This window comes from Poseidonocella sp. HB161398 (genome assembly GCF_005870025.1).
GTDB lineage: Bacteria > Pseudomonadota > Alphaproteobacteria > Rhodobacterales > Rhodobacteraceae > Mangrovicoccus.
Genome location: NZ_VATA01000053.1, coordinates 1 through 23,983, shown reverse-complemented (window position 1 = coordinate 23,983; position 23,983 = coordinate 1). Strand labels below are relative to the sequence as shown.

Below are 23,983 nucleotides of genomic sequence, written 5' to 3'. Positions count from 1 at the left end.
CCGGCGGCGTGCTGACCAGGTTATCGCTCAGATTGGGCTTCCATCAATGCGCGCAGGAGCTTCTCGTCGGTCATGTCGTCGTCATCGGGCTTGTCGTTCTCGACGCCCATGAGCAGCGACATCGCGTCGTCCTCCGGCTCGTCCACCTCGATCTGGGTCTGGTGGCTCGCGATCATCCGCTCGCGGAGCTCCTCGGCGCTCTGCGTTTCCTCGGCGATCTCGCGCAGCGAGACGACCGGGTTCTTGTCGTTGTCGCGATCGACGGTCAGCGGCGATCCGCTGCTGAGCTCCCGCGCCCGGTGGGCGGCGAGCATCACCAGTTCGAACCGGTTCGGCACTTTGTCCACGCAGTCTTCGACAGTGACTCGAGCCATGTGATTCGTCCTTGATCCTCGTTTAGGGAAGCATGCCTTATAAGGAGGTTCTGTCCGGATCACAAGGCTGCGGGTGACACGCCGATTTTACCTCCCGTCGCAATTTTACCTCCCGCCCAGGGTGCAGGCTCTGCGTCCCTTGCACGCAAGGCAGATTGGTGTTCACTTGATTTTAATGCATTATTGGGACCTATCGCAGTCATGCGCAAATTCTCGCTGGGAAATAAGCTCCCTCTGGACTATCATTTTTATTACGGGGTATTTTATTGCCGCCCTGGGCGAACGCGGCGGAATGTCAAATCCGGTTGCGGCAAGCTTGCTTTTCACTAAGTTTGCAGCGTTGGCCTGACGCTTCCAGCAACAGCTCAGGCGACACATTTGGGAAGGGACTTGAATGTTTTATAGAGACGAACGGCTCGCGCTGTTCATAGATGGTTCGAACTTGTATGCCGCCGCCAAAGCGCTGGGGTTCGACATCGACTACAAACTGCTGCGGCAGGAATTCATGCGACGGGGGAAACTCCTGCGTGCATTCTATTATACTGCGCTCCTGGAAAACGACGAGTATTCGCCGATCCGCCCCCTTGTCGACTGGCTGCACTACAACGGCTTCACGATGGTCACCAAGGCGGCGAAGGAATACATCGACAGCCAGGGCCGCCGCAAGGTGAAGGGCAACATGGACATCGAGCTGACGGTCGATGCCCTCGAGCTGGCCCCCTATGTGGACCATGTGGTCCTGTTTTCCGGTGACGGCGACTTCAAGCCGCTGATCGAGGCCCTGCAGCGCAAGGGGAAGCGCGTGTCGGTGGTTTCGACGATCCGGTCACAGCCACCGATGATCTCCGACGACCTGCGTCGCCAGGCGGACAACTTCATCGAACTCGACGAACTGCGCGACGTTATCGGACGTCCGCCGCGGGACGCCCGGCCTTCCGACAATGCGACTGTCTCGGAAAGCTCCGAAGCCTGAACAGCCAGGGCCGCGGGCTGGTGACAAGTCCGCGGCCCCGGCCTATGTTCCGGTCAGTGATGCCATGAGCCAGTGACCGGAAACCCCATGCAGACGCCGCCCCTCAAACTCTACCTCGCTGCGCCGCGCGGATTCTGCGCCGGCGTCGACCGCGCCATCAAGATCGTCGAGCAGGCGCTCGAGAAATGGGGCGCGCCGGTCTATGTCCGCCACGAGATCGTCCATAACCGCTATGTCGTCGACGGGCTGCGCGCCAAGGGCGCCGTCTTCGTCGAAGAGCTCGACGAATGCCCCGACGACCGCCCGGTGGTGTTCTCCGCCCATGGCGTGCCGAAATCCGTGCCCGCCGCCGCCGCCAAGCGGCAGATGCTCTATGTCGACGCCACCTGCCCGCTGGTCAGCAAGGTCCATATCGAGGCCGAGCGCCATGCCGAGGAAGGCCTGCAGATCATCATGATCGGCCATGAGGGCCATCCCGAGACGATCGGCACGATGGGCCAGCTCCCCGAGGGCGAGGTGCTGCTGGTGCAGACCGTCGCCGATGTGGCCGGGGTCGCGCCGCGCGATCCCGAGCGGCTGGCCTTCGTCACCCAGACGACGCTCTCGGTCGATGACACGGTCGATATCGTCGCCGCGCTGCGCGCGCGCTTCCCGGCGATCATCGGGCCGCACAAGGAAGACATCTGCTACGCCACCACCAACCGCCAGGAGGCGGTGAAGGCGGTGGCGCCCAAGGTCGATGCGCTGCTGGTCGTCGGCGCGCCGAATTCGTCGAATTCCAAGCGGCTGGTCGATGTCGCGCGCCGCGCGGGCTGCAGCTATTCGCAGCTGGTCGAGGGCGCGGACCAGATCGACTGGCGCGCGATCGAAGGCGCCCGCGCGATCGGCATCACCGCCGGCGCCTCGGCGCCCGAAGTGCTGGTCAACGAGGTCGTAGACGCCTTCCGCGCGCGCTACGACGTGACCCTCGAAGGGGTGGAGACCGCCACCGAGACGGTGGAGTTCAAGATCCCGAGGGTGCTGCGGGAGCCTGCATGAAGGACACCTACGGCACCAGGTTCGACCAGATCCCGCCCCTGGCGCTCTGGCTGGGCCTGGCCGGACTTGCCCCCTTCCTCTGGGGGCTGCTGACCGGGCTCTCGCCCGCGCTCTTCGATTTCGGGCTGGACGTGCTGGGGCCGCGCTTCGTCGGGCTGCACCTGCAGGTCTCCTACGGCACGGTGATCCTCTGCTTCCTCTCGGGCGCGCTCTGGGGCTTTGCCTCGCGCAGCGCCGGGCCCTGGCGCAATACCGGCCTGGCGCTCAGCGCCCTGCCCGCGCTCTGGGCCTTCCTCTTCGTCGGCGGCGGTGCCGAGCGCGCGGCCGTGGTGCTGATCGCGGGCTTCGTGCTGCAGCTCGGGCTCGACATGCTCTTCGACCGCCAGGGGCTGACCCCGCCCTGGTGGATGCGGCTGCGCAACCTGCTGACCCTGCCCGCCGTCGCCTGCCTGACCGCCGGGCTGCTGGCGTGACGGGGGCCGACGCCCGCACCCTCGCCCTTTATGACGCGCAGGCGCGCGACTATGCCGAGCGCTTCGGCGGCACGCGGCCGTTTCCGCGGCTGGAGGCCTTCCTCGACCGTGTGCGCCCCGGCGGCCGCGTGCTCGATCTGGGCTGCGGGCCCGGCCATGCCGCCGCGCGGATGCGCGAGCGCGGCTTCCTGCCCCTGCCACTCGACGCCTCTTCGGGCATGGCCGCCGAGGCGAAGCGGCGCTACGGGCTCGATGTGACCGTCGCCGGGTTCTCCGCCATCGCGGAGCTCGGCCGGTTCGACGGGATCTGGGCGCATTTCAGCCTGCTCCATGCCGAGGCGGCGGCCCTGCCCGGCCATATTGCCGATATCCATGCCGCCCTGGCGCCCGGCGCGCCCTTCCTGATCGCGATGAAGACCGGGACGGGCACGGCGCGCGACAGCCTCGGGCGGCGCTATGCCTATGTCACCGAGAAGGCGCTGGCCGATCTGCTCCGCGACAGCGGGTTTTCCGGGCTGGAGATTGACACCGGCGCGGATGAGGGGTTTGACGGCACCCTCTCCAATTTCGCGATCGTGACAGCCCATGCCTGACCTCTTTGCCTATACCGACGGTGCCTGCAGCGGAAATCCCGGACCGGGCGGCTGGGGGGCGATCCTGATCGCCCGCGACGGCGATGCGGTGGTCAAGGAGCGCGAGCTCAATGGCGGCGAGGCGGAGACCACCAACAACCGCATGGAGCTCCTGGCGGCGATCTCGGCGCTGGAGGCGCTGAGCCGTCCGAGCAAGCTGACTGTCGTCACCGACAGCGCCTATGTGAAGAACGGCATCACCCAGTGGATCGAAGGCTGGAAGCGCAAGGGCTGGAAGACGGCCTCGAAGGCACCGGTCAAGAATGTCGACCTGTGGCAGCGGCTCGACACGGCACGGCAGCGCCATGACGTCACCTGGGACTGGGTGAAGGGCCATGCCGGACATCCCGAGAACGAGCGCGCCGATGCGCTGGCCCGGGCCGGGATGAAGCCGTTCAAGCCCTGACTTTCCCGCCCTGACCGGCCGTTGCGGGGGCCGGAAACGAAGAGACCCCGGCTCAAGGCCGGGGTCCCGCGGGTCTTGTGGCTGAGGCCGGAGATCACTCCTCGGCGTCGGCCTTTTCCTTGGCCAGCTCTTCGCCGGTGGCCTGGTCGACCATCTTCATCGCGAGGCGCACCTTGCCGCGGTCGTCGAAGCCCAGCAGCTTGACCCAGACTTCCTGGCCCTCTTTCAGGACGTCGGACGGGTGGTTCAGGCGGCGGTTCTCGATCTGGGAGACATGCACCAGGCCGTCGCGCTTGCCGAAGAAGTTCACGAAGGCGCCGAAATCGACGATCTTCACGACCTTGCCCTTGTAGACCTTGCCCTCTTCCGGCTCTGCCACGATCGAGTAGATCATGTCATAGGCCTTCTGGATGGCCTCGCCATTGGCGGAGGCGATCTTGATCACGCCGTCGTCGTTGATGTCGACCTTGGCGCCGGAGGTTTCCACGATCTCGCGGATCACCTTGCCGCCCGAGCCGATCACTTCGCGGATCTTGTCGGTCGGGATCTGCATGGTCTCGATGCGCGGGGCATGGGCCGAGAATTCCTGGCGGCCTTCCGACAGCGCCTTGCCCATTTCGCCGAGGATGTGCATCCGGCCGTCCTTCGCCTGGGCGAGGGCCTGCTCCATGATCTCGGGGGTGATGCCCGCGACCTTGATGTCCATCTGCAGCGAGGTGATGCCGTCTGCCGTGCCCGCGACCTTGAAGTCCATGTCGCCGAGGTGGTCCTCGTCGCCCAGGATGTCGGTGAGAACGGCGAACTGGCCGTCATCCTCGAGGATCAGGCCCATGGCGACGCCGGCCACCGGCGCCTTCAGCGGAACGCCCGCATCCATCATCGACAGCGAGCCGCCGCAGACGGAGGCCATCGAGGAGGAGCCGTTCGACTCGGTGATCTCGGAGACCACGCGGATCGTGTAGGGGAAGTCGGTCGCGGCCGGCAGGACGGCCTGCAGCGCGCGCCAGGCCAGCTTGCCATGGCCGATCTCGCGGCGGCCCGGGGAACCGACGCGGCCCACTTCGCCGACGGAATACGGCGGGAAGTTGTAGTGCAGCAGGAAGTTCGAGCGCGAATTGCCGTGCAGCGCGTCGATGATCTGCTCGTCCTCGCCGGTGCCCAGCGTGGTCACGACCAGGCCCTGGGTCTCGCCGCGGGTGAACAGCGCGGACCCGTGGGTCCGGGGCAGGATGCCGACCTCGGAGACGATCGGGCGGACCGTGGAGCGGTCGCGGCCGTCGATCCGGGCGCCGCCGGCGATGATGTCGCCGCGCAGGATCGAGGATTCGAGCTTCTTGAAGGCGGAGCCGAGATTGGCGTCGGCCAGCTGCTCTTCGGTCAGCGCGGCCTTGATCGCGTCGCGGGCAGCGGAGATCGCGGCGGTGCGCTCCTGCTTGTCCTTGATCGCGAAGGCGGCGCGCATCTGGGTCTCGCCCGCGGCCTTCACGGCGGCGTAGAGATCGGAATAGTCCGGCGCCTGGAAGTCGAAGGGCTCTTTCGCGGCGTCCTCGGCCAGCGAGATGATCGCGTCGATCACCGGCTGCATGGCGTCATGGCCGAATTTCACGGCGCCCAGCATCTCGGCTTCCGAAAGCTCGTAGGCTTCGGACTCGACCATCATCACGGCTTTCTTGGTGCCGGCGACGACCAGGTCCAGACGCTGGTCCGGCTTGGTGCGCAGGTGGTCCATGTCGTCCACGGCCGGGTTCAGCACGTATTCGCCATCGACGAAGCCGACGCGCGCTGCGCCGACCGGGCCCATGAACGGCACGCCCGAAATCGTCAGCGCCGCCGAGGCCGCGATCATCGCGACGATATCGGGGTCGTTGACCAGGTCATGGCTCAGGACGGTGCACATCACGAGCACTTCGTGCTTGAACCCCGGGACGAAAAGCGGGCGCATCGGACGGTCGATCAGCCGCGCGGTCAGCGTCTCCTTCTCGGAGGGACGCGCTTCGCGCTTGAAGAACCCGCCGGGGATCTTGCCTGCTGCGTAGTATTTTTCCTGGTAGTGCACGGTGAGCGGGAAGAAGTCCTGCCCTTCCTTCGCGGCCTTCGCGAAGGTCACGTTCGCCATCACGCTGGTTTCGCCCAGGGTGGCGATGACGGTGCCGTCCGCCTGACGGGCGACCTTGCCCGTTTCCAGCGTGAGCGTCTCCTCGCCCCACTGGATCGATTTCTTCACTTCGTTGAACATCGGCTATCCTGTCTGGAATCCATAGGCCCTCCTATCGATCCCGTTTCATGTATGGCGGCCCCATTGCCGCCGACCCCTGTCATCTTCCCACAACGCCGGGGTCTTTGCGTCACGTCTCAGATTGCGCTGCAATACAGGAGAACGGCCTTCGCGGAAAGCCAAAAGGTGTTAACGCCGCCCCTCGGCGCGCGGGGCGGCGGCGGGCCGCCGGGGCCCGGAACGCAACCGGCGCCCGGGCTTTTCAGCCGCGGGCGCCGGGTGGCGGCGGGAACGCAGCGCGCGTTCCCGCTATGTCGTCAGCGGCCCGGCTCAGATGCAGGCGCTGTTGCGGAAGACATGCTCGACCAGCTTCTCGCGGCGCAGGCCGCGGGCGTCGAGCTCTTCGTCGGACATGCGCTGGAGACGCTCCAGTTCCTTGAAGCGCGGATTGGCTTCTGCCATCCACACCAGGCCGCGGCCGAAGGCTGCGAAGAAGCTTGCGATGCCCGCGAAAAGACCGGGGCGGTGAGAAATCGTTGCTGCGTGTGCCATCTGGAACTCCGTGAGTTTGCAACTATCGGGGTTCCTCCCTTGCCACCCAACTTAGGCCAAGGCGCGGTTTGCAACCACCTCCAAGCCGGCAGTGCCGCGTTGCAGCATACGCATGGGCGCAAGATTCTATCGCGCCAGAACCCGGTTCACGACCTTTGCGTACCGGGCCGCGACCGCCTCCCGGGCCAGATGGGCGCCGCCGGCGACCACATGGCGCCCCCGCGCCCAGACATCGGCCACCGCGACCTCGCGCCCGAAGATCCAGCGATCGAGCATCTGGTCGCCCGACACCCCCAGCCCCAGCGGATCGCCGAGCCCCACCAGATCGGCCGCGGCGCCCGCCGCGATGCCCGGTGCCTCGCCGCCGAGCGCCTGCGCCCCGCCCGCCAGCGCCCCGGCGAAAAGCTGCGCCCCGGTCGACCCCGGCGCCGTGGCCAGCGCGTTGCGCTCGCGGCGGATCAGGCGCTGGCCGTATTCCAGCACGCGCAGCTCTTCGGCCAGATCGATGCGGACATTCGAATCCGTGCCGATGCCGAAGCGCCCGCCCGCCGCCAGGAAGTCCGGGCCCGGGAAAATGCCGTCGCCCAGATTGGCCTCGGTCACCGGGCAGAGCCCCGCCACTGCGCCGCTTTCCGCCAGCGCCCGGGTCTCCGCCGCGATCAGGTGGGTGGCATGGATCAGGCACCAGCGCGGGCCGATCTCCACCTCGCCCATCAGGTACTCCACCGGGCGGCGGCCCGAGAAGGCGAGGCAGTCCTCGACCTCCTTCACCTGCTCGGCGACATGGATATGCACGGGCCGGTCCGGCAGGGCCGCCGCCAGGGCATGCAGATCCTCCGCCGTGGCCGCGCGCAGCGAATGCGGCGCATAGCCCACCACATCGCCGTCGCGGCGCATCCCGTCGCAGGCCTCGACCAGCCGCAGAAAGGCGTCGCGGCCATGCAGGAAGCGCCGCTGCCCCTCGACCGCCGGGGCGGGGCCGAAGCCGCCATGGGCATAGAAGACCGGAAGATGGGTCAGCGCGATGCCAGTCTCCGCGGCGGCGGCGAAGATCCGCGCCGACATCTCGGCCGGGTCGTCATAGGCCTGCCCGTCCGGGGCGTGATGCAGGTAGTGGAACTCGCCCGCGCGGGTATAGCCCGCCTCCAGCATCTCGACCTGCGCCATGGCGGCGATCGCCTGCGCCTCGTCCGGGTCGAGCGACAGGGCAAAGCGGTACATCATCTCGCGCCAGGTCCAGAAGCTGTCCCGCCCCGGCCCGCGCGCCTCGGTCAGCCCGGAAAAGCCGCGCTGGAACGCATGGCTGTGCAGGTTGGCCATGCCCGGAATCAGGCAGGCGACGCGCTGCCCCTCGCCGCCCGCGCCCGGCGCGACCGAGGCGATCCGCGCGCCCTCCAGCACCACCGCCACGTTTTCCGCCCATCCATCGGGCAGAAGCGCCCGCTCCGCGATGATTTTCATGCTCTGTCTCCGCCTGTCGGTCCGCAGGGGCTTTCCTGCCCGCCTTTCGATATGTATATACTTTTGCAGACAACAGGGAAAGCCGGAACGGACGCGATGCGCAGAATTTGGACTAATGCCCGTGTGATCACAGGGCTTTCGGACAGCCTGGACCCCGAAGAGCTGGAGATCCTGACCGAGTCGGGCCGCGTTCTGGAGGTCGGGACCGGCCTGCCGCGCGACGGCGCCGAGGTGACGGATTGCGGCGGCGCGCTGCTGACGCCGGGGCTGGTCGACTGCCATACCCATCTGGTCCATGGCGGCGACCGCGCCTTCGAATGGGAAATGCGGCTCGACGGCGCCTCCTACGAGGAGATCGCGCGGGCAGGCGGCGGCATCGCCTCCACCATGCGCGCCACGCGGGCGCTGCCGGTCGAGGCGCTGGTCGAGACCGCTCTGCCCCGGCTCGACCACCTGCTGGCCGAAGGCGTCTCCACCGTCGAGATCAAGTCGGGCTACGGGCTGGAGATCGAGGCCGAGCTGAACATGCTGCGCGCCGCGCGGCGGCTGGCCGAGCTGCGTCCGGTGCGTGTGATCACAAGCTGGCTTGCCGCCCATGCGCTGCCGCCCGAATACAAGGGCCGCGGCGCCGACTATATTGCCGAAGTCGCCATTCCCGGGCTGGAGCAGGCCCATGCCGAAGGCCTGGCCGATGCGGTGGACGGGTTCTGCGAGGGCATCGCCTTCTCGGCCGCCGAGCTGGAGCCGCTCTTCGCCCGCGCCGCCGAGCTGGGCCTTCCGGTCAAGCTCCATGCCGAGCAGCTGACCCATCAGGGCGGCACCGCCTTCGCCGCCGGGCATGGCGCGCTGTCGGTCGACCATCTGGAATACGCCACGCAGGAGGACGCCGCCGCCATGGCCGCGGCCGGCTCGGTCGCGGTGCTGCTGCCCGGCGCCTACTACATGCTGCGCGAGGAACAGGTTCCGCCGGTGCAGGCCTTCCGCGAGGCCGGGGTGAAGATGGCGCTGGCCACCGACTGCAACCCCGGCACCTCGCCGATGACTTCGCTGCTGATGACCATGAACATGGGCGCGACGCTCTACCGGATGACGGTGCGCGAATGCTTCGCCGCCACCACCCGCAACGCCGCCCAGGCGCTCGGCCTCGCCGGCGAAACGGGTGTGATCACAAAAGGCGCCTCGGCCGATTTCGCGCTCTGGCGCGCGGAAAGCGTCGCCCAGATCGCCAACCGCATCGGCTTCAACCCGCTGAAAGCGCGGGTCTTCAAGGGAGAACTCGTCTGATGGCCGTCACGCTCACCCCCGGCAGGGTCGATCTGAAGACCCTGGCCGATATCTACTGGTCGGGCACTGCCGCGACGCTGGATCCGGCCGCCCTGCCCGCCATCGAGGCCGCCGCGGCGCGCATCGCGCAGGTCGCCGCGGGCAAGGACCCAGTCTACGGGATCAATACCGGCTTCGGCAAGCTCGCCTCGATCCGCATCGCCGCGGAGGATGTCGAGACCCTGCAGCGCAACCTGATCCTCAGCCATTGCTGCGGCGTCGGCCAGCCGCTGGCCCCGGCGATCGTCCGGCTGATCCTGACGCTGAAGCTGATGTCGCTCGGCCGCGGCGCCTCCGGCGTCCGGCTGGAGCTGGTGCGGCTCCTCGAGGGCATGCTCTGGGCGGGCGTCCTGCCGGTGATCCCCGAGAAGGGCTCCGTCGGCGCCTCTGGCGACCTCGCGCCGCTGGCGCATATGGCCGCCGTGATGATCGGCGAGGGCGAGGCCTTTCTCGATGGCGAGCGGATGGCCGGGGCCGAGGCGCTGAGCCGCGCCGGGCTTGCCCCGGTGGTGCTGACCGCCAAGGAGGGGCTGGCGCTGATCAACGGCACGCAGGTCTCGACCGCGCTGGCGCTGGCCGGGCTCTTCCGCGCCACCCGCGCCGTGCAGGCGGCTGTGATCACAGGCGCGATGTCGACCGATGCGGCGATGGGCTCCACCGCGCCGACCCGGCCGGAAATCCACGCGCTGCGCGGCCATCAGGGGCAGATCGACGTCGCCGCCAGCTTGCGTGCGCTGCTCGATGGGTCCGAGATCCGCGAAAGCCACCGCGAGGATGACGAGCGGGTGCAGGATCCCTACTGCCTGCGCTGCCATCCGCAGGTCACCGGCGCCTGCCTCGACCTGCTGCGCCAGGTCTCGGTCACGCTGGAGATCGAGGCCAATGCCGCCACCGACAATCCGCTGGTGCTGTCCGACGGCTCGGTGGTCTCGGGCGGGAACTTCCATGCCGAGCCGGTGGCCTTCGCCGCCGACCAGATCGCGCTGGCCGTGGCCGAGATCGGCGCCATCTCCCAGCGGCGCATCGCCATGCTGGTCGATCCGGCGCTGAATTACGGCCTGCCGGGCTTCCTGACACCGGCGCCGGGGCTGAATTCCGGCCTGATGATCGCCGAAGTGACGACTGCCGCGCTGATGAGCGAGAACAAGCAGCTGTCGCATCCGGCCAGCGTGGACTCCACCCCGACCTCCGCCAACCAGGAAGACCATGTCTCGATGGCCTGCCACGGCGCGCGGCGGCTTTTGCAGATGACCGAGAACCTCAACTGGATCCTCGGGGTCGAGGCGATGACCAGCGCGCAGGGCATCGCCTTCCGCGCGCCTCTGGCCACCTCGCCCGCGCTGGCAAATGTGATCACAGCCCTGCGGGACGAGGTGCCCGAGCTCGGCCCAGACCGCTTCATGGCGCCCGATCTGGACGCCGCCGGCCGCCTGATCGCCGATGCCGTCCTGGTCGATGCCTGCGGGCTGGCCCTGCCGGAGGTGTTCTGATGCATCCCGTCACCGTCACCCGGGGCGATAGCCCGCTGGTCCTCGGCTTTCCCCATACCGGCACCCATGTGCCCGACGCGATCCGCGCGCAGATGAACGGCGAAGGCCGGCTGCTGCGCGACACCGACTGGCATATCGAGTCCCTCTACCGCGACCTGGTGCCGGGCGTGACCGCGGTGCAGGCGAATTTCCACCGCTACGTGATCGACGCCAACCGCGATCCGGCGGGGGTCAGCCTCTATCCCGGCCAGACCACGACGACGCTGGTGCCCACGACCACCTTCGACAATGCGCCGATCTGGGAGACCGCGCCCGGCGAGGCCGAGATCGCCGAACGCCGCGACACCTGGCATGCCGCCTATCACGCCGCGCTCGAGGCCGAGCTGCAGCGGGTGAAGGCGATCCACGGCGTCGCGATCCTCTATGACTGCCACTCGATCCGCTCGGTCATCCCCTGGCTCTTCGAGGGCGTGCTGCCGGATTTCAACATCGGCGACAACATGGGCGAGACCTGCGATCCGCGCATCACGGCCGCGGTCCGCGCGCGCTGCGACGCGTCCGGGCGGACTGTGATCACAAATGGCCGCTTCAAGGGCGGCTGGACCACGCGGCATTACGGCCGCCCCGGCGAGGGCCTCCACGCCGTGCAGATGGAGCTGGCGCAGTCCTCCCATCTGGCGTCCGAGGACCCGCCCTTCGGCCTCGACGCACAGAAGGCCGAGCGCCTCCGCGCCACGCTCAAGGACATTCTGCAAGACCTGATCGACCTCGCGCCGTCTCTCGCGCGCTGAAAGGACATCCGATGACCAATCCCCGCCACAATATCCGCGACGTCTTCCCGCCCACCGGCACCGAGCTGAACGCCAAGTCCTGGCTGACCGAGGCGCCGCTCCGGATGCTGATGAACAACCTCCATCCGGACGTGGCCGAGAAGCCGCACGAGCTGGTCGTCTATGGCGGCATCGGCCGCGCGGCCCGGACCTGGGACGATTTCGACACGATCGTGGAAAGCCTGAAGGACCTGGAGGCGGACGAGACGCTGATCGTCCAGTCGGGCAAGCCGATCGCCATCATCCGCACCCATGCCGACGCGCCGCGCGTGCTGATCGCCAACTCGAACCTGGTGCCGGAATGGGCCACCTGGGAGCATTTCAACGAGCTCGATCGCAAGGGCCTGATGATGTACGGCCAGATGACGGCCGGGTCCTGGATCTATATCGGCGCGCAGGGCATCGTGCAGGGCACCTACGAGACCTTCGCCGAGGCCGGGCGGCAGCATTACGGCGGCGACCTGAAGGGCAAGTGGATCCTGACCGGCGGCCTCGGCGGCATGGGCGGCGCGCAGCCCTTGGCCGCGGTCATGGCCGGGGCCTGCTGCCTGGCGGTCGAATGCGACGAGACCCGCGCCGATTTCCGCATCCGCACCCGCTATTGCGACGAGAAGACCCGCGATCTCGACGAGGCGCTGGCGATGATCGAGCGCTGGACCCAAGCGGGCGAGGCGAAATCCGTCGCGCTGATCGGCAACGCGGCCGATGTCTTCCCCGAGATCCTGCGCCGGATGGAGGCGGGCGAGCCGCTGCCGAACGGGCGGCCGGACATCGTCACCGACCAGACCTCGGCGCATGACCCGTTCCGCGGCTACCTGCCCGCGGGCTGGTCCGTCGCCGAATGGCGCGCCCGCCAGGAATCCGAGCCAGAGGCAGTGGCGAAAGCGGCGAAACAGTCGATGAAGGCGCATGTCGCGGCGATGGTCGGCTTCTGGAATGCCGGCGTGCCGACGCTGGATTACGGCAACAACATCCGCCAGATGGCCAAGGAAGAGGGGCTGGAGAACGCCTTCGCCTTCCCCGGTTTCGTGCCCGCCTATATCCGCCCGCTCTTCTGCAAGGGCATCGGCCCGTTCCGCTGGGCGGCGCTTTCGGGGGACCCGGAGGACATCTACAAGACCGACCAGGCGATGAAGGAGCTCTTCCCCGAGAACGAGGGGCTGCACCGCTGGCTGGACATGGCGCGCGAGCGGATCGCCTTCCAGGGCCTGCCGGCGCGGATCTGCTGGATCGGGCTGGGCGACCGGCACCGGGCGGGGCTGAAATTCAACGAGATGGTCGCCTCGGGCGAGCTGAAGGCGCCGGTGGTGATCGGCCGCGACCATCTGGATTCCGGCTCCGTGGCCTCGCCGAACCGCGAGACCGAGGCGATGCGCGACGGCTCGGACGCCGTGTCGGACTGGCCTTTGCTGAACGCGCTGGTCAACACCGCCTCGGGGGCGACCTGGGTGTCGCTGCACCATGGCGGCGGGGTCGGCATGGGATTTTCGCAGCATGCCGGCGTGGTGATCTGCGCCGATGGCACGCCCGAGGCCGCCAAGCGTCTGGAGCGGGTGCTGTGGAACGACCCGGCCTCGGGCGTCTGGCGCCACGCGGATGCGGGCTATCCGGAGGCGATCGACTGCGCCCGCGCCAACGGCCTGCGCCTGCCGCGGATCCTCGGGTGAGCGGCTGGGAGCCCTGGAAGAACGGCGGCGGGCGGACGCGGACGCTCGCCAGCTTCCCGCAAGGGGCCGGGCTCGACAGCTTCCTGTGGCGGATCAGCCTGGCGGAGATCGCGCGCTCGGGCCCGTTCTCGGCCTTTCCGGGGGTGGAGCGGCTCTTCACCCCGGTCGCGGGCGGTCCCGTGCGGCTGGTGATCGACGGGCGAGAGGTCCTCGCCCGTCCCGGCATCGCGCCGCTGCGCTTCGACGGCGCGGCGGAGGTCCATGCCGAGCTGGCCGGCGGGCCGATGACGGTGCTGAACCTGATGTGCCGCCCGCCCTTCCGCGCCGAGGTCTCGCGCGGCGCGCTGCCGCCCGGGGCGAGCTGGCAAGGCGCGCTCTGCCTCGAGACGCTGGACCTGGCGGAGACCGCCTCCGGCCCGGCGCTCGGGATCGGGCTCTACGGCTGAGGCCCCGGAACCCGGGCGCCTCCCGGCACGTTGGCGCGGCGACAGCCAGAACGGAGAGCGACATGACCTCGATCTACGATGCCATCACCGCCGATCACGACACCCACCGCAAGCTGCTGGACACCATCGCCGGAACCTCGGGCGACACCGCCGAGCGCCGCGAGGCCTGGGCCGCCTTCTACAAGGACATCAAGTCCCATTCGGCCGCCGAGGAGGAGACCTTCTATTCCAGGCTGATGTCGAAGACCTGGGGACAGGATGCGGCGCGCCATTCGGTGCAGGAACATGCCGAGATGGACGAGATCCTCGAAGAGCTGAACGGGATGGACATGTCCTCGCCCGGCTGGCTGGCCCGGTTCAAGACGCTGAAGCACGATTACGAGCATCACATGGAGGAAGAGGAGGACGAGGTCTTCGCCCGCGCCCGCGAGGTGATCGGACGCGAGCATGACGACCGGTTCGGCCGCGACTTCCTGGCCCGCAAGGAGAAGGAAGAAGGGCTCGTCGCCGAGAAGCGCGAGGACCACCTGGCCGACTGAGCCGGGCTCAGAGCGGGGCGAGCGGCACCGCCTCGAGCGTGTCCTTGAGCAGCCGCGCGCTCTGCGCCAGCGCCTCGGTCTCGGCCTCCGAGAGCATGGGCACCAGCTCTGACAGCACGCCCTGCGCGCCCAGCACCCGCGGCAGCGACAGCGGCACGCCGGAGACGCCCGCGACCGAAGGCGTCATTACCGAGACCGACTGCACCGAGTGGTCGTCATCGGCAAGCGCCTCGACCAGCCGCGCCAGCCCGCCGCCGATGCCGAACCAGGTGGCGCCCTTGCCCTCGATGATCCGGTAGGCGGCGCGGCGCACCGCCTCGTCGATTCCGGCGCGCACCGCGTCGGTCAGAGGGCGGCCGAGCTGATCGGCGGCGGCGTCGAGGGTCAGCGAGCCGACCCGCGCCGAGGACCAGGCCAGCACCTCGCTGTCGCCATGCTCGCCCAGCACATAGGCATGGACCGAGCGCGGCGAGAGCCCCAGATGGCGCGCCAGCAGGTCGCGGAACCGCGCGGTGTCCAGAACCGTGCCCGAGCCGATCACCCGCCCCGGCGGCAGGCCGGTCAGCCGCTGGGTGATGCCGGTCATCACGTCGACCGGGTTCGAGGCGATGAGCAAGAGCGCGTCGGGCGCCGCCGCCATGCACTCGCCCAGCACCGCGCGGAACACCTCGGCATTGCGCGCCAGGAGGTCGAGCCGCGACTCGCCCGGCTTCTGCCCCACCCCGGCGGCGACGATCACGATCCCCGCCCCCGCCAGATCCGCCGCCGTCCCCGCCCGGACCTGGGTGGCCGAGCCGAAGGGCATGGCATGCGAGATGTCCTCTGCATGGGCGCGGGCCAGCGCGGCGTTGCGGTCGACCAGCACGATCTCCCGCACCTGGCCCTGCAGCGCGATCGCGTAGGCGGCGGTGGCGCCGACCGCGCCCGCTCCGATGATGCCGAGTTTCATCGCTTGTCCTCCCTGGCGGATACCGGGCGATGATACCGCTACCAGCCGCCGCTCCGGCTGCGGCAAGCCCGCGCGGCGGCGGGATCAGCCGCGCTCAGCCGCCATGCGGGCCGAACTCGGCGACGAGCTGGTGGAGATGGCCGGGATAGCTGAGCCGCACCCAGGTCACCCAGTCGCCCTCGATCCGGGTCAGGCGGAGGATCTCCAGGCAGGCCTCGCCCGGGGTCAGCTCCAGCTTCTGCGCCAGCTCCGGCCCGGCATTGATCGCGCGGACATGGTGGCGGGCCTGGCTCCAGGGGATGGTGTGCAACAGCCAGCCGCCGGGCGAGTGCCGCGAGAAGTCCTGGTCGAGGATGCCCGGCGCGCGGCCGGGATTGACCAGCCGGTCCTCCAGGCAGAAGGGCTGGCCGTCGGCGCGGTGCAGCCCCTCGAGCCAGATCACGTCCGAGCCCTCCGGCGCCCCGACAATGGCGGCATCGGCCGGGCAGAGCCCGCGCTCCTCGCGCTGCAGCAGCTCGAAGCCGTGCTTCTGGCCGAGGGCGCGGATCTCCTCCTCGATATCGGCGATCTCCATCACCGCCGACTGGCGGCGCGGCTGGGCGACATAGGTGCCGCGCTTCTTGCGGCGGATCAGGAATCCTTCCTGGCTCAGCCGGGTCAGCACCTTGTTCATGGTCATGCGCGACACGCCGAAGGCGACGGCCAGATCGGTCTCCACCGGCAGCTGGTGCCCCGGCCGCCACTCCCCCGACACGATGCGCCCGCGCAGCTCTTCGGTGATGCTCTCGTGGCGCGTCTGTCGTTTCTGGGTGGTCATGTCGTCTCCGTGCTGCGCGATCCGTCCGGGACGGATGCCCCTGGAACCAGATCAAACACCGGCCCAGCTGTCCAGACGCGCCTGCTGGCGGCGGCCGCGGGCGATCAGCCAGTCGCGCAGCCGCGCCGCGCCCGGCCGGCCGAGCGCCGCAGTGCCCCAGCTCAGCCGGTAGGGCGCCGCGACCTGGAGCGGCAGGCGGAAGGGGATCACCAGCCGCCCGGAAGCGAGCTCCTCCTCCATCATCGAGAGCTGGCCCAGCACCACGCCGCGCCCGGCCGCGGCGGCGTCGATGGCCGTCGCGGTCAGCGCGAAGCTCAGCACCGGCTGCAGCCCGGGGGGCAGCACGACGCCATGCAGGGCGGCCCAGCTGCGCCATCCCGGCGTGCCGAGCGGGGCGAAGCGCGGGCCCCAGGCGATGTCGAGCACCGGGAGGCGGAACAGATCCTCCGGCCGCTCCAGCCCCTCGGCCAGCTCCGGCGCGCAGGCCGGGACGGCGAGATCGGTGAACAGCTCGGCATGGCGGCCATGGCGCGGCGCGGCGCCGAAGACCATGCGCAGCAGCGGCTCGTCCTCGCCCGGCTCCTCCTCGCTGGCAATTAGACGCACCGGCAGCTCCGGCGCCTCGCGTGCCCAATCATAGAGCGTCCTGCCCAGCCATTTCGCAGTCGGCGTCGGCAGGCCCGAGACCACCAGCGGCGCATCCTCGCGCGCCGCGGCCAAGAGCTGTCCGGCGCCGGAAAGGATCTCCATCCCGCGGCTCAGCTCCGCCAGGTAGAGCCGCCCCCAGCCGGTCAGGGCCAGGCCGCGGCCGCGGCGCTCGACGAGCTGGACGCCCAGATGCGCCTCCAGCCGCTTGAGCTGCTGGCTGACCGCGCCGGGGCTGACCGACAGCTCGGCCGCGGCCGCCGCGACGCTGCCCGTCCGCCCGACCGCCTCGAAGGCTTCCATGGCGCGGAAGAGCGGCAGGCGGGACATCAGGCCGTCGAGGGGGTGAAGCGCGCCGTCAGCCGGTGGAGCTGCCCGGGATAGAGGAAGCGCACGGCAGTCACCGGCTCGCCCTGCTTCCAGGTGCGCCGCGAGATCGCCAGGCAGGGCGCGCCCTGCGCGATCTCCAGCCGCGCGGCCTCGTCCGCGTCGGCCGCCACGGCCGAGATCTCGTTCTCGGCGGCGCTCCAGGGCACGTGGTCGAGCAGCCAGATGCCCGGCGGCGCGTCGGTGAAGGGCTCCGCCTCGGCCTCGGGCACGCAGTCGAGGAAGATCAGCCGCTCCTCCAGCGAGAAGGGCCGCCCGTCGGAGCGGTGCAGGCAGAGCACGTCGAGCACCCGCGCCGCTTCGGGGACGGCATGGCGCAGCGCTTCGGCCCCGGTCACCGGCCGGTAGGCGCGGGCGAGGATCTCGTGGCGGTAGCTGCCGCCCATCGCCTCGACATCGTCGCGCACGTCGTGGATCTCCAGCACCGAAAGCTGGGTCTTCTGCGGCAGCACCACCGAACCGACCCGGCGGCGGCGCAGGATCAGCCCGGCCTGGGCGAGCTGGGTCATCACCTTGTTCACGGTCATCCGCGAGCAGCCGTAGCTGTCGCTGAGCTCCAGCTCGGAGGGCACCTGGTGCCCCGGCGGCCATTCCCCGGACAGGATCTTCGACTCGATATCGCCGAGGATGGTGTCGTGCAGCGACTTCGGAGCTTCGGGGGCCTGGTCCATCACCGCAGCATCTGCGCCCCGCGGTCCAGGTAGGTGTCGAGGAACTGCTCCAGCCGCGGGTGGCGCGGCGCGGCGAAGACGGTTTCCGGCGTGTCGTGGAACAGGAGCTGCCCGTGGTCGAGGAAGCAGACATTGTTGCCGACCGAGGCAGCGAAGCCGATCTCGTGGGTGACGACGACCATGGTCATCCCCTCGGAGGCCAGCGCCCGCATCACGTTCAGCACCTCGCCGGTCAGCTCGGGATCGAGCGCCGAGGTCGGCTCGTCGAAGAGCATGATCGTCGGCTCCAGCGCCAGCGCGCGGGCGATGGCGACGCGCTGTTGCTGGCCGCCCGAGAGCTGGCTGGGATAGTGCCCGGCGCGGGCCTCGAGCCCGACCTTGACGAGCTGCGCCATCGCGCGCTCCTCGGCCTCCTTGCGGCTGAGCCTGCGCACCCGGCGCAGCGCCATCGAGACATTGCCGAGCGCGGTCATGTGCGGCCAGAGATTGAACTGCTGGAACACCATGCCGATCTTCGAGCGGGTTTTCCTCAGCTCGCCCGGGGTCTGGCGGCGGCGCTTGCCGTCCTTCTCGGAGAAGCCCAGCGGCTCGCCCTCGATCTCGATCATCCCCGCGCTCGCCTCCTCGAGGAAGGCCATGCAGCGCAGGAGCGTCGACTTGCCGGAGCCCGAAGGGCCGATCAGGCAGGACACCTGGCCGCGCGGCACCTCGAGGTTGATGTCCTTCAGCACCAGCGTTTCGCCGAAGCGTTTCGACACGTTGCGGACGGAAATGGCAGGCTGGGTCATGTCAGGCACTATAGGTTGAGAGGCGGCGCTCGGCGAGGCGGCCCAGGAAGTTGGCGAGTTCCACGAGCGCCCAGTAGACCAGCGCCAGCACGACGATCGACTCGACGAAGGCATATTGCTGCGAGCCGATGGCCTGCACGGTCATGGTCATCTCGGGGACGGTGATCAGCGACAGGAGCGCGGTCTCCTTCAGCAGGATCACCGCCATGTTCATCGACGGCGGCAGCACCAGCAGCGCCATCTCGGGCAGCTGGACATGCAGGATGGTCTGCAGCCGGGTCAGGCCGACGCAATCGGCCGCCTCGGAATGGCCCGGCGGCACCGACTGGAAGCCCGCGCGGAAGATCTCGGCGTAATAGGCGGCGCCATAGACCGAGAGGCCGAGCAGGCCCGCCGCGATCGGGTCGAGCCGGAGGCCGATATACGGGCCGCCGAAATACAGCAGGAAGATCTGCACCAGGAAGGGCGTGCCGCGCAGCACCTCGACCGGCACCGAGAGCGCCAGGTCGGCCAGCCGGCCGCCATAGCGGCGCGCGGTCGCGACGAGGAAGCCCAGCACCGCGCCGAAGAGCGTGCCGACGATCCAGATCAGGATGGTGACGCCGAGCCCGGCGAGGATCTGCGGGCCCTTGGCGAGGATGACGGCGAAATCGAAGCTCATGGGCGGTCACATGCGGAAAGGTCGGGGAAGCGCCCGGCGGGCGCCACGGCGGAAGGCCGGGTCATGCCTGCGGTCCTCATTTGGCCGGCAGTCCCGGCAGGGCGATCTCGGCGCGGCGCCCGGCGATCGCGACGATCCAGTTGATCGCCAGGTAGATCAGCCCGGCAGAGGCGAAGATCGGCAGCGGCATGTAGGTCGAGGCGGCGAGGTTCTGCGCCATCTTGGTCAGCTCGATCAGCCCCACGACGGAGACCAGCGAGGAGGATTTCAGGATCAGGATCGCCTCGTTCACCAGCGCCGGGAAGGTCAGGCGCAGCGCGATCGGCGTGCGGATCCAGATGAAGCTCTGGACGGGCGAGAGCCCGGCCATCTCGGCCGACTCGATCAGCCCGCGCGGCACGCCCTCGAAGCCGCCGCGGAGGTTCTCGGCCTGGTAGGCCGCAGTGCACAGCGACAGGCCGATCAGCGCGGTCGTCAGGCTCGACAGGCTCAGCCCGATGGCCGGCAGAAGGTTGAAGATCAGCAGGAGCTGCACCAGGAGCGGCACGCCCCGGAAGAAGGAGATGAAGATCCGCGCGAACCACACCAGCGGCGCCGCCCCCGACATCCGCATCGCCGACAGGCCGATGGCGAAGGCGAGGCCGAGGAAGATGGAGGTCACGCTGACGAAGATCGTCATCAGCGACGCTTGCAGCAGCAGCTCGAACAGGGTCCAGGTCATGGGCGCGGCACCGTCAATTCGCGGCGCGGCAGGGAGGAGAGAAGGAAAGCCCTGCCGCGCCGCTGCTGGAGATCAGATATTCGGCTCGGTCACGTATTCGGGCATGTCGAAGGTGGTGCCGAACCACTTCTCCTGCAGGGCCTCCATGCGTCCGTCAGCGCGCATCGCCAGCAGGATCTCGTCGATCTTGTCCATCAGCGAGGCGTATTCCGGCTCGATCCGGCCCGGATAGCCGAAATAGGTCGGGGTGCCGAAGGCCGGCTTCACAACCTTGAAGACCTCGGGGCGCTGGCTGGCGACGAAGGCGATGTTCGGCAGGGAGTTTGCCACGGCCTCGATCCGCCCGGCCGCCAGGTCGGCATAGGACTCGTTGAAGGACACGTATTCCTTGATGTCGGAGGGCGGAGTCGGCAGCGTCTCGGCAAAGGCCTGCAGCTGCGCCAGCTGCGCGGTGCCGGTGCCGGAGCCCACCGGCTTGCCCGCGATGTCCTCGGGGGTCTCGATCTCGCATTTCGCGCAGGCCAGCAGCGCGACGGTCGCCTCGGCGATCGGCGAGGAGAAGCGGTAGCGCGCCATGCGGTCCTTGGTGATGGTCGCCGGGCCCGCGACGACGTCGAACCGGCCCGCTTCGAGACCCGGCAGCACGCCGGTCCAGTCGAGGGTGATCCATTCCAGCTTCACGCCCATGTCCTTGGCGATCTCGGCGAAGACATCGACATTCAGGCCGGTATGGGTGCCCGCGTCAATATAGTCGAACGGCGCGAAGGCGGTCTCGGTGCCGACCTTCAGGACGCCTGCCGCCATGACCCGCTCCAGCGCGTCCTCGGCCTGCGCCGCGACCGCGGAACCGAGCGCCATGGCCGCCCCGGCCAGAGCCGCGAAAATCTGTTTACGCATGTCCTTGCTCCCTGTGCGCCCCCCGCGGGGCATCTCGCTTGTCCAGCGGCCGCGGCGCCCCGCTTGCACGGGAGGCCCGACCGGCCCTCCCTTTTGTTTATACAATTCATGGAAGGCGACATAGGGCAAATTTCCCCGCGCTTGTTTCCCGGACGAATGCCCTAAAATTCATCGGCTTTTTTCCGCCCGGCCCAATTCCGCGCCACTCAAATTTCCGCCATCGCGCGGGATCGCCCTGCCCGCGCCGCGATGCCGTGCTAGCATATCCGCCATGTCCAGAGCCGACTCTCCTCTTCCTCCGGAAGCCGAGGCGCAGATCCGCGCCTTCATCCGCCGCAATTTCAGCCTGCGCGGGACGCTGTCGCTGCACCGCCATGCGCTCGGCTGGGATCTGCTGCGCGCGCCGGCCAATGTGCTGCTGGCCGGGCTGGCCTTCCTTGTGCGGGTGGTGATCTGGCTCCTGCACAGGATCGGGATGAAGCGCGCGGGCAGCCGGCTGGGACGGCTGCGCCTAGCCTTCCCCACCGCGCTGTCGCGCGAGATCGACCGGCGGCTGCGCGACGAGCTGCTCGCGCCGCTGGGCCTGCTGCCCGAGGAGACCGCGCTGCGCAGCTATGCCGAAGTGCGCGCCGCGACCGGCGAGATGACCGCGACGGCCGGGGCAATCGGCACCGGCGCGGCCTTCAAGACCCTGACGCCGGGAGTGATTTCGCTCTCGCCGCTGATCGCCGGGGTGATCGCGCAATCCGCCGCCATCGCCGCCTTCCCGCTCGGCGGCATGGCCGGGGCCTGGTGGTACGGGGTCTTCCCCGCCCGCCCCGATCCGCAGCTCATCGCCCTCTGCGCGGTCGGGCTCCTGACACTCTTCGCGCTGGTCTCCACCTTCGCCGGGCTGGTCACCGATCCGCTGCAGGCGCTTTTCGGCATCCACCGCTGGCGGCTCCGCCGTCTGGTCGCCGTGCTCTCGATGCCCGGACGCAACCTGCCGACGCCCGAACACGGCATGGCCAGGGCGGGAGATCTGGCCGACATGGCCCTCAACCTGAAGCGGTTCTGGACCGGCTGAGCGGACAAAAAAGGTCACAGGGGTTGCCAGACCGGCGACTCAGACCCTATATAGGCGCCACACAGACCTGTTCGAGCGCGCTAGCCGGGCTTGACGGTCGCCGGGGCGATATCGGCGCGCATGCGCTGCCTCCGGTTACAAATCAGTCAGGCCAGACCCGTTCCCCGGCAGGCGCCAGCCAGGCCCGGAGAGCGTTTTTGCCTTTGCCTGGCGCACGCAAGAAAAAGGAGACACCCATGCCCATGACCGACGAAGAGCTCGAACGCCGCATCGAAGAGCTCAACAACTCCGGGATGACCCTTGCCGCGAAAGCGCTGATGCGCGAGCTGAACTACCGCCAGAAGCGCGCCGCTGCCGCTTGAGGCACCGGACTTGCCGCGCCGCCGAGGCGCAGGCACCAGAGGAAAGGCGGGCAGATGGCCCGCCTTTTTCCGTTCCGGGGCAGTTTGCCATTCGCTTTCGGCCCCGCAGCCGCTAAGCCGGGAGGCATATCCGGGAGGTTCCGATGGCCCATGATCCGCTGTTCCTGCTTGCCGCCGCCGCCTGCCTGGCCGTTGTCGTGATCCTGATGATCGGCATCGGCGGGTTCTCGCGCGGGGGCGAGTTCAACCGCAAGCACGGCAACCGGCTGATGCGCTACCGGCTGGCAGCCCAGGCCGTGGCCGTGCTCCTGATCCTCCTTTTCGTCGCAGTCAGGGGAGGCATCGGGCACTGATGGTCGTTCTCAACAAGATCTACACCCGCACCGGAGATGGCGGGGACACCGCGCTCGGCAATGGCAGCCGCGTGCCCAAGCATGCGCTGCGGGTCGAGGCCTATGGCACGGTCGACGAGACCAATGCCGCGATCGGGCTGGCGCGGCTGCATGCCGAGGGGATGATGGCCTCCGAGCTGGCGGCGATCCAGAACGACCTCTTCGATCTCGGCGCCGATCTCTGCCGGCCGGAGATGGCGAAGGATGCCGAGGCGGACTATCCGCCGCTGCGCATGGTGCCTTCCCAGGTCGCGCGGCTCGAGGCGGAAATCGACCGGATGAATGCCGAGCTGGCGCCGCTGCGCTCTTTCATCCTGCCGGGCGGAAGCGCATTGGCCGCGCATCTGCATCTCTGCCGCACGGTCTCGCGCCGGGCCGAGCGGCTGACCGCCGCGCTCGCCGCCGGGGAGGAGGTGAACCCCTCCGCGCTGAAATATCTCAACCGGCTCTCGGACTGGTTCTTCGTCGCCGCCCGCGCCGCGAACGGCAACGGGGCGGACGACATCCTGTGGCAGCCCGGCGCCAACCGCTGAGCCTTTCGCAATGGGGGAATCACGCCGCGGCAGCGGCTTGGCCCCCGTTAGCGCAATCCCGACGAAACCTTGCCGGAGCCTTTCCGGAATTTTTCCGCTGCCTGCCCGAACGTGACGTTTTGTTGGCATCCTGGGACGAATTTACGCTGTTTCTCTGCGTTGCAGCTCTATAACACGTGCCCAACGCACCCCGGAGCCAACCCGGGGGAGGACAGATCAGGAGGCTATGCGATGAAGATCCTCGTGCCCGTCAAGCGGGTGATCGACTACAACGTGAAGGTCCGCGTGAAGGCGGATGGCAGCGGTGTCGACCTCGCCAACGTCAAGATGTCGATGAACCCGTTCGACGAAATCGCCGTCGAGGAAGCCATCCGGCTCAAGGAGAAGGGCGTCGCCACCGAGATCGTCGCCGTCTCCGTCGGCGTGAAGCAGGCGCAGGAGACGCTGCGCACCGCGCTTGCCATGGGCGCCGACCGGGCGATCCTGGTCGAGGCGGCCGAGGACGTCCACCAGGACATCGAGCCGCTCGCCGTCGCCAAGATCCTCGCGAAGATCGTCGAAGAGGAGCAGCCGCAGCTGGTTCTGGCCGGCAAGCAGGCGATCGACAACGACATGAACGCCACCGGGCAGATGCTCTCGGCGCTGCTCGGCTGGTCGCAGGCGACCTTCGCCTCG

At 68.8% G+C, this 23,983-nt stretch carries 27 protein-coding genes and 1 pseudogene; 16 read left to right on the top strand and 12 right to left on the bottom strand.

The window, feature by feature from the left end; genetic code table 11:
- Window positions 1-20: 20 nt before the first annotated feature.
- A complete protein-coding gene (gene rpoZ, locus FGX59_RS27880) occupies window positions 21-374 on the bottom strand; it encodes a DNA-directed RNA polymerase subunit omega (protein ID WP_108262729.1) in 354 nt (117 codons plus the stop codon).
- Window positions 375-768: 394 nt separating this feature from the next.
- Between rpoZ and FGX59_RS27875 the strand changes: the two genes are divergently transcribed.
- From FGX59_RS27875 to rnhA, 5 genes are all read left to right on the top strand, one after another.
- Window positions 769-1,347 (top strand): NYN domain-containing protein, encoded by a 579-nt coding sequence (locus tag FGX59_RS27875; protein WP_138470521.1) that lies wholly within the window; start codon window positions 769-771, stop codon window positions 1,345-1,347.
- 87 nt (window positions 1,348-1,434) lie between these two features.
- Window positions 1,435-2,385: a 4-hydroxy-3-methylbut-2-enyl diphosphate reductase gene (gene ispH, locus FGX59_RS27870; RefSeq protein WP_138470519.1), complete on the top strand. Its 951-nt coding sequence runs from the start codon at window positions 1,435-1,437 to the stop codon at window positions 2,383-2,385.
- Entirely contained in the window at window positions 2,382-2,858 is a 477-nt protein-coding gene (locus FGX59_RS27865) for a DUF3429 domain-containing protein (RefSeq protein WP_138470517.1), read from the top strand. Before ispH ends, FGX59_RS27865 begins: the two co-directional genes overlap by 4 nt.
- Window positions 2,855-3,451, top strand: coding sequence for a class I SAM-dependent methyltransferase (locus FGX59_RS27860; protein WP_171060864.1), 597 nt, complete (start codon window positions 2,855-2,857; stop codon window positions 3,449-3,451). Before FGX59_RS27865 ends, FGX59_RS27860 begins: the two co-directional genes overlap by 4 nt.
- Window positions 3,444-3,896: a ribonuclease HI gene (rnhA, locus tag FGX59_RS27855; RefSeq protein WP_138470512.1), complete on the top strand. Its 453-nt coding sequence runs from the start codon at window positions 3,444-3,446 to the stop codon at window positions 3,894-3,896. Before FGX59_RS27860 ends, rnhA begins: the two co-directional genes overlap by 8 nt.
- Window positions 3,897-3,990: 94 nt before the next feature.
- Here the strand turns inward: rnhA and pnp are convergent, their stop codons facing one another.
- The 3 genes from pnp to FGX59_RS27840 form a co-directional block, all read right to left on the bottom strand.
- On the bottom strand, window positions 3,991-6,132 hold the full coding sequence (gene pnp / locus FGX59_RS27850; protein WP_138470511.1) for a polyribonucleotide nucleotidyltransferase: 2,142 nt from the start codon (window positions 6,130-6,132) through the stop codon (window positions 3,991-3,993).
- A gap of 309 nt (window positions 6,133-6,441) precedes the next feature.
- A complete protein-coding gene (locus FGX59_RS27845; protein ID WP_240722775.1) occupies window positions 6,442-6,663 on the bottom strand; it encodes a DUF1127 domain-containing protein in 222 nt (73 codons plus the stop codon).
- Between the two features lie 126 nt (window positions 6,664-6,789).
- Window positions 6,790-8,124, bottom strand: coding sequence for a formimidoylglutamate deiminase (locus FGX59_RS27840; RefSeq protein WP_138470509.1), 1,335 nt, complete (start codon window positions 8,122-8,124; stop codon window positions 6,790-6,792).
- 96 nt (window positions 8,125-8,220) lie between these two features.
- Between FGX59_RS27840 and hutI the strand changes: the two genes are divergently transcribed.
- From hutI to FGX59_RS27810, 6 genes are all read left to right on the top strand, one after another.
- Entirely contained in the window at window positions 8,221-9,408 is a 1,188-nt protein-coding gene (gene hutI, locus FGX59_RS27835; RefSeq protein ID WP_138470506.1) for an imidazolonepropionase, read from the top strand.
- On the top strand, window positions 9,408-10,937 hold the full coding sequence (hutH, locus tag FGX59_RS27830) for a histidine ammonia-lyase (protein WP_138470504.1): 1,530 nt from the start codon (window positions 9,408-9,410) through the stop codon (window positions 10,935-10,937). The genes hutI and hutH overlap by 1 nt, the downstream gene beginning before the upstream one ends.
- Window positions 10,937-11,728 (top strand): N-formylglutamate deformylase, encoded by a 792-nt coding sequence (gene hutG / locus FGX59_RS27825; protein WP_138470502.1) that lies wholly within the window; start codon window positions 10,937-10,939, stop codon window positions 11,726-11,728. The genes hutH and hutG overlap by 1 nt, the downstream gene beginning before the upstream one ends.
- An 11-nt stretch (window positions 11,729-11,739) precedes the next feature.
- Entirely contained in the window at window positions 11,740-13,434 is a 1,695-nt protein-coding gene (gene hutU, locus FGX59_RS27820) for a urocanate hydratase (RefSeq protein WP_138470500.1), read from the top strand.
- Window positions 13,431-13,880 (top strand): HutD family protein, encoded by a 450-nt coding sequence (locus tag FGX59_RS27815; RefSeq protein ID WP_171060863.1) that lies wholly within the window; start codon window positions 13,431-13,433, stop codon window positions 13,878-13,880. Before hutU ends, FGX59_RS27815 begins: the two co-directional genes overlap by 4 nt.
- A 62-nt stretch (window positions 13,881-13,942) precedes the next feature.
- Window positions 13,943-14,419 (top strand): hemerythrin domain-containing protein, encoded by a 477-nt coding sequence (locus FGX59_RS27810; protein WP_138470496.1) that lies wholly within the window; start codon window positions 13,943-13,945, stop codon window positions 14,417-14,419.
- Window positions 14,420-14,426: 7 nt separating this feature from the next.
- Here FGX59_RS27810 and FGX59_RS27805 read toward each other — a convergent pair whose 3' ends face one another.
- The 8 genes from FGX59_RS27805 to FGX59_RS27770 form a co-directional block, all read right to left on the bottom strand.
- A complete protein-coding gene (locus tag FGX59_RS27805) occupies window positions 14,427-15,368 on the bottom strand; it encodes an L-lactate dehydrogenase (protein WP_138470494.1) in 942 nt (313 codons plus the stop codon).
- A gap of 94 nt (window positions 15,369-15,462) precedes the next feature.
- A complete protein-coding gene (locus FGX59_RS27800; RefSeq protein WP_138470492.1) occupies window positions 15,463-16,185 on the bottom strand; it encodes a UTRA domain-containing protein in 723 nt (240 codons plus the stop codon).
- A 51-nt stretch (window positions 16,186-16,236) separates the two neighbouring features.
- A complete protein-coding gene (locus FGX59_RS27795) occupies window positions 16,237-17,160 on the bottom strand; it encodes a LysR family transcriptional regulator (RefSeq protein WP_138470490.1) in 924 nt (307 codons plus the stop codon).
- Window positions 17,160-17,888, bottom strand: a complete 729-nt coding sequence (gene hutC, locus FGX59_RS27790) for a histidine utilization repressor (RefSeq protein ID WP_138470488.1) — start codon at window positions 17,886-17,888, stop codon at window positions 17,160-17,162. Before hutC ends, FGX59_RS27795 begins: the two co-directional genes overlap by 1 nt.
- The gene (locus FGX59_RS27785) at window positions 17,888-18,676 is read right to left on the bottom strand and encodes an amino acid ABC transporter ATP-binding protein (RefSeq protein WP_138470487.1); all 789 of its coding nucleotides are present in this window, start codon (window positions 18,674-18,676) and stop codon (window positions 17,888-17,890) included. The genes hutC and FGX59_RS27785 overlap by 1 nt, the downstream gene beginning before the upstream one ends.
- 1 nt (window position 18,677) lies before the next feature.
- Window positions 18,678-19,337 carry an amino acid ABC transporter permease gene (locus FGX59_RS27780; RefSeq protein ID WP_138470485.1) on the bottom strand — a complete coding sequence of 220 codons (660 nt, stop codon included), beginning with the start codon at window positions 19,335-19,337 and terminating at the stop codon, window positions 18,678-18,680.
- A 76-nt stretch (window positions 19,338-19,413) separates the two neighbouring features.
- On the bottom strand, window positions 19,414-20,058 hold the full coding sequence (locus FGX59_RS27775) for an amino acid ABC transporter permease (protein WP_138470483.1): 645 nt from the start codon (window positions 20,056-20,058) through the stop codon (window positions 19,414-19,416).
- Window positions 20,059-20,130: 72 nt separating this feature from the next.
- Window positions 20,131-20,955 carry a transporter substrate-binding domain-containing protein gene (locus FGX59_RS27770; RefSeq protein WP_138470481.1) on the bottom strand — a complete coding sequence of 275 codons (825 nt, stop codon included), beginning with the start codon at window positions 20,953-20,955 and terminating at the stop codon, window positions 20,131-20,133.
- A 271-nt stretch (window positions 20,956-21,226) separates the two neighbouring features.
- Here FGX59_RS27770 and FGX59_RS27765 point away from each other — a divergent pair, with 271 nt between their 5' ends.
- The 5 genes and pseudogenes from FGX59_RS27765 to FGX59_RS27750 all read left to right on the top strand — a co-directional run.
- Window positions 21,227-22,021, top strand: coding sequence for a DUF6635 family protein (locus FGX59_RS27765; protein WP_138470479.1), 795 nt, complete (start codon window positions 21,227-21,229; stop codon window positions 22,019-22,021).
- A gap of 236 nt (window positions 22,022-22,257) precedes the next feature.
- Window positions 22,258-22,383 carry a hypothetical protein gene (locus FGX59_RS39375; protein WP_255471648.1) on the top strand — a complete coding sequence of 42 codons (126 nt, stop codon included), beginning with the start codon at window positions 22,258-22,260 and terminating at the stop codon, window positions 22,381-22,383.
- A 143-nt stretch (window positions 22,384-22,526) separates the two neighbouring features.
- Window positions 22,527-22,736 (top strand): twin transmembrane helix small protein, encoded by a 210-nt coding sequence (locus FGX59_RS27760; RefSeq protein WP_138470477.1) that lies wholly within the window; start codon window positions 22,527-22,529, stop codon window positions 22,734-22,736.
- The gene (locus FGX59_RS27755) at window positions 22,736-23,308 is read left to right on the top strand and encodes a cob(I)yrinic acid a,c-diamide adenosyltransferase (RefSeq protein WP_138470475.1); all 573 of its coding nucleotides are present in this window, start codon (window positions 22,736-22,738) and stop codon (window positions 23,306-23,308) included. Before FGX59_RS27760 ends, FGX59_RS27755 begins: the two co-directional genes overlap by 1 nt.
- 231 nt (window positions 23,309-23,539) lie before the next feature.
- A pseudogene (locus tag FGX59_RS27750) lies at window positions 23,540-23,983 on the top strand (electron transfer flavoprotein subunit beta/FixA family protein); the annotation flags it as partial.

What these genes read in the sequence shown, in the direction of transcription:
- rpoZ (WP_108262729.1), bottom strand. Translation starts at nt 374, where the DNA reads ATGGCTCGAGTCACTGTCGAAGACTGCGTGGACAAAGTGCCGAACCGG.
- FGX59_RS27875 (WP_138470521.1), top strand. Translation starts at nt 769, where the DNA reads ATGTTTTATAGAGACGAACGGCTCGCGCTGTTCATAGATGGTTCGAAC.
- ispH (WP_138470519.1), top strand. Translation starts at nt 1,435, where the DNA reads ATGCAGACGCCGCCCCTCAAACTCTACCTCGCTGCGCCGCGCGGATTC.
- FGX59_RS27865 (WP_138470517.1), top strand. Translation starts at nt 2,382, where the DNA reads ATGAAGGACACCTACGGCACCAGGTTCGACCAGATCCCGCCCCTGGCG.
- rnhA (WP_138470512.1), top strand. Translation starts at nt 3,444, where the DNA reads ATGCCTGACCTCTTTGCCTATACCGACGGTGCCTGCAGCGGAAATCCC.
- pnp (WP_138470511.1), bottom strand. Translation starts at nt 6,132, where the DNA reads ATGTTCAACGAAGTGAAGAAATCGATCCAGTGGGGCGAGGAGACGCTC.
- FGX59_RS27845 (WP_240722775.1), bottom strand. Translation starts at nt 6,663, where the DNA reads ATGGCACACGCAGCAACGATTTCTCACCGCCCCGGTCTTTTCGCGGGC.
- FGX59_RS27840 (WP_138470509.1), bottom strand. Translation starts at nt 8,124, where the DNA reads ATGAAAATCATCGCGGAGCGGGCGCTTCTGCCCGATGGATGGGCGGAA.
- hutI (WP_138470506.1), top strand. Translation starts at nt 8,221, where the DNA reads ATGCGCAGAATTTGGACTAATGCCCGTGTGATCACAGGGCTTTCGGAC.
- hutH (WP_138470504.1), top strand. Translation starts at nt 9,408, where the DNA reads ATGGCCGTCACGCTCACCCCCGGCAGGGTCGATCTGAAGACCCTGGCC.
- hutG (WP_138470502.1), top strand. Translation starts at nt 10,937, where the DNA reads ATGCATCCCGTCACCGTCACCCGGGGCGATAGCCCGCTGGTCCTCGGC.
- hutU (WP_138470500.1), top strand. Translation starts at nt 11,740, where the DNA reads ATGACCAATCCCCGCCACAATATCCGCGACGTCTTCCCGCCCACCGGC.
- FGX59_RS27810 (WP_138470496.1), top strand. Translation starts at nt 13,943, where the DNA reads ATGACCTCGATCTACGATGCCATCACCGCCGATCACGACACCCACCGC.
- FGX59_RS27805 (WP_138470494.1), bottom strand. Translation starts at nt 15,368, where the DNA reads ATGAAACTCGGCATCATCGGAGCGGGCGCGGTCGGCGCCACCGCCGCC.
- FGX59_RS27800 (WP_138470492.1), bottom strand. Translation starts at nt 16,185, where the DNA reads ATGACCACCCAGAAACGACAGACGCGCCACGAGAGCATCACCGAAGAG.
- FGX59_RS27795 (WP_138470490.1), bottom strand. Translation starts at nt 17,160, where the DNA reads ATGTCCCGCCTGCCGCTCTTCCGCGCCATGGAAGCCTTCGAGGCGGTC.
- hutC (WP_138470488.1), bottom strand. Translation starts at nt 17,888, where the DNA reads ATGGACCAGGCCCCCGAAGCTCCGAAGTCGCTGCACGACACCATCCTC.
- FGX59_RS27785 (WP_138470487.1), bottom strand. Translation starts at nt 18,676, where the DNA reads ATGACCCAGCCTGCCATTTCCGTCCGCAACGTGTCGAAACGCTTCGGC.
- FGX59_RS27780 (WP_138470485.1), bottom strand. Translation starts at nt 19,337, where the DNA reads ATGAGCTTCGATTTCGCCGTCATCCTCGCCAAGGGCCCGCAGATCCTC.
- FGX59_RS27775 (WP_138470483.1), bottom strand. Translation starts at nt 20,058, where the DNA reads ATGACCTGGACCCTGTTCGAGCTGCTGCTGCAAGCGTCGCTGATGACG.
- FGX59_RS27770 (WP_138470481.1), bottom strand. Translation starts at nt 20,955, where the DNA reads ATGCGTAAACAGATTTTCGCGGCTCTGGCCGGGGCGGCCATGGCGCTC.
- FGX59_RS27765 (WP_138470479.1), top strand. Translation starts at nt 21,227, where the DNA reads ATGTCCAGAGCCGACTCTCCTCTTCCTCCGGAAGCCGAGGCGCAGATC.
- FGX59_RS39375 (WP_255471648.1), top strand. Translation starts at nt 22,258, where the DNA reads ATGCCCATGACCGACGAAGAGCTCGAACGCCGCATCGAAGAGCTCAAC.
- FGX59_RS27760 (WP_138470477.1), top strand. Translation starts at nt 22,527, where the DNA reads ATGGCCCATGATCCGCTGTTCCTGCTTGCCGCCGCCGCCTGCCTGGCC.
- FGX59_RS27755 (WP_138470475.1), top strand. Translation starts at nt 22,736, where the DNA reads ATGGTCGTTCTCAACAAGATCTACACCCGCACCGGAGATGGCGGGGAC.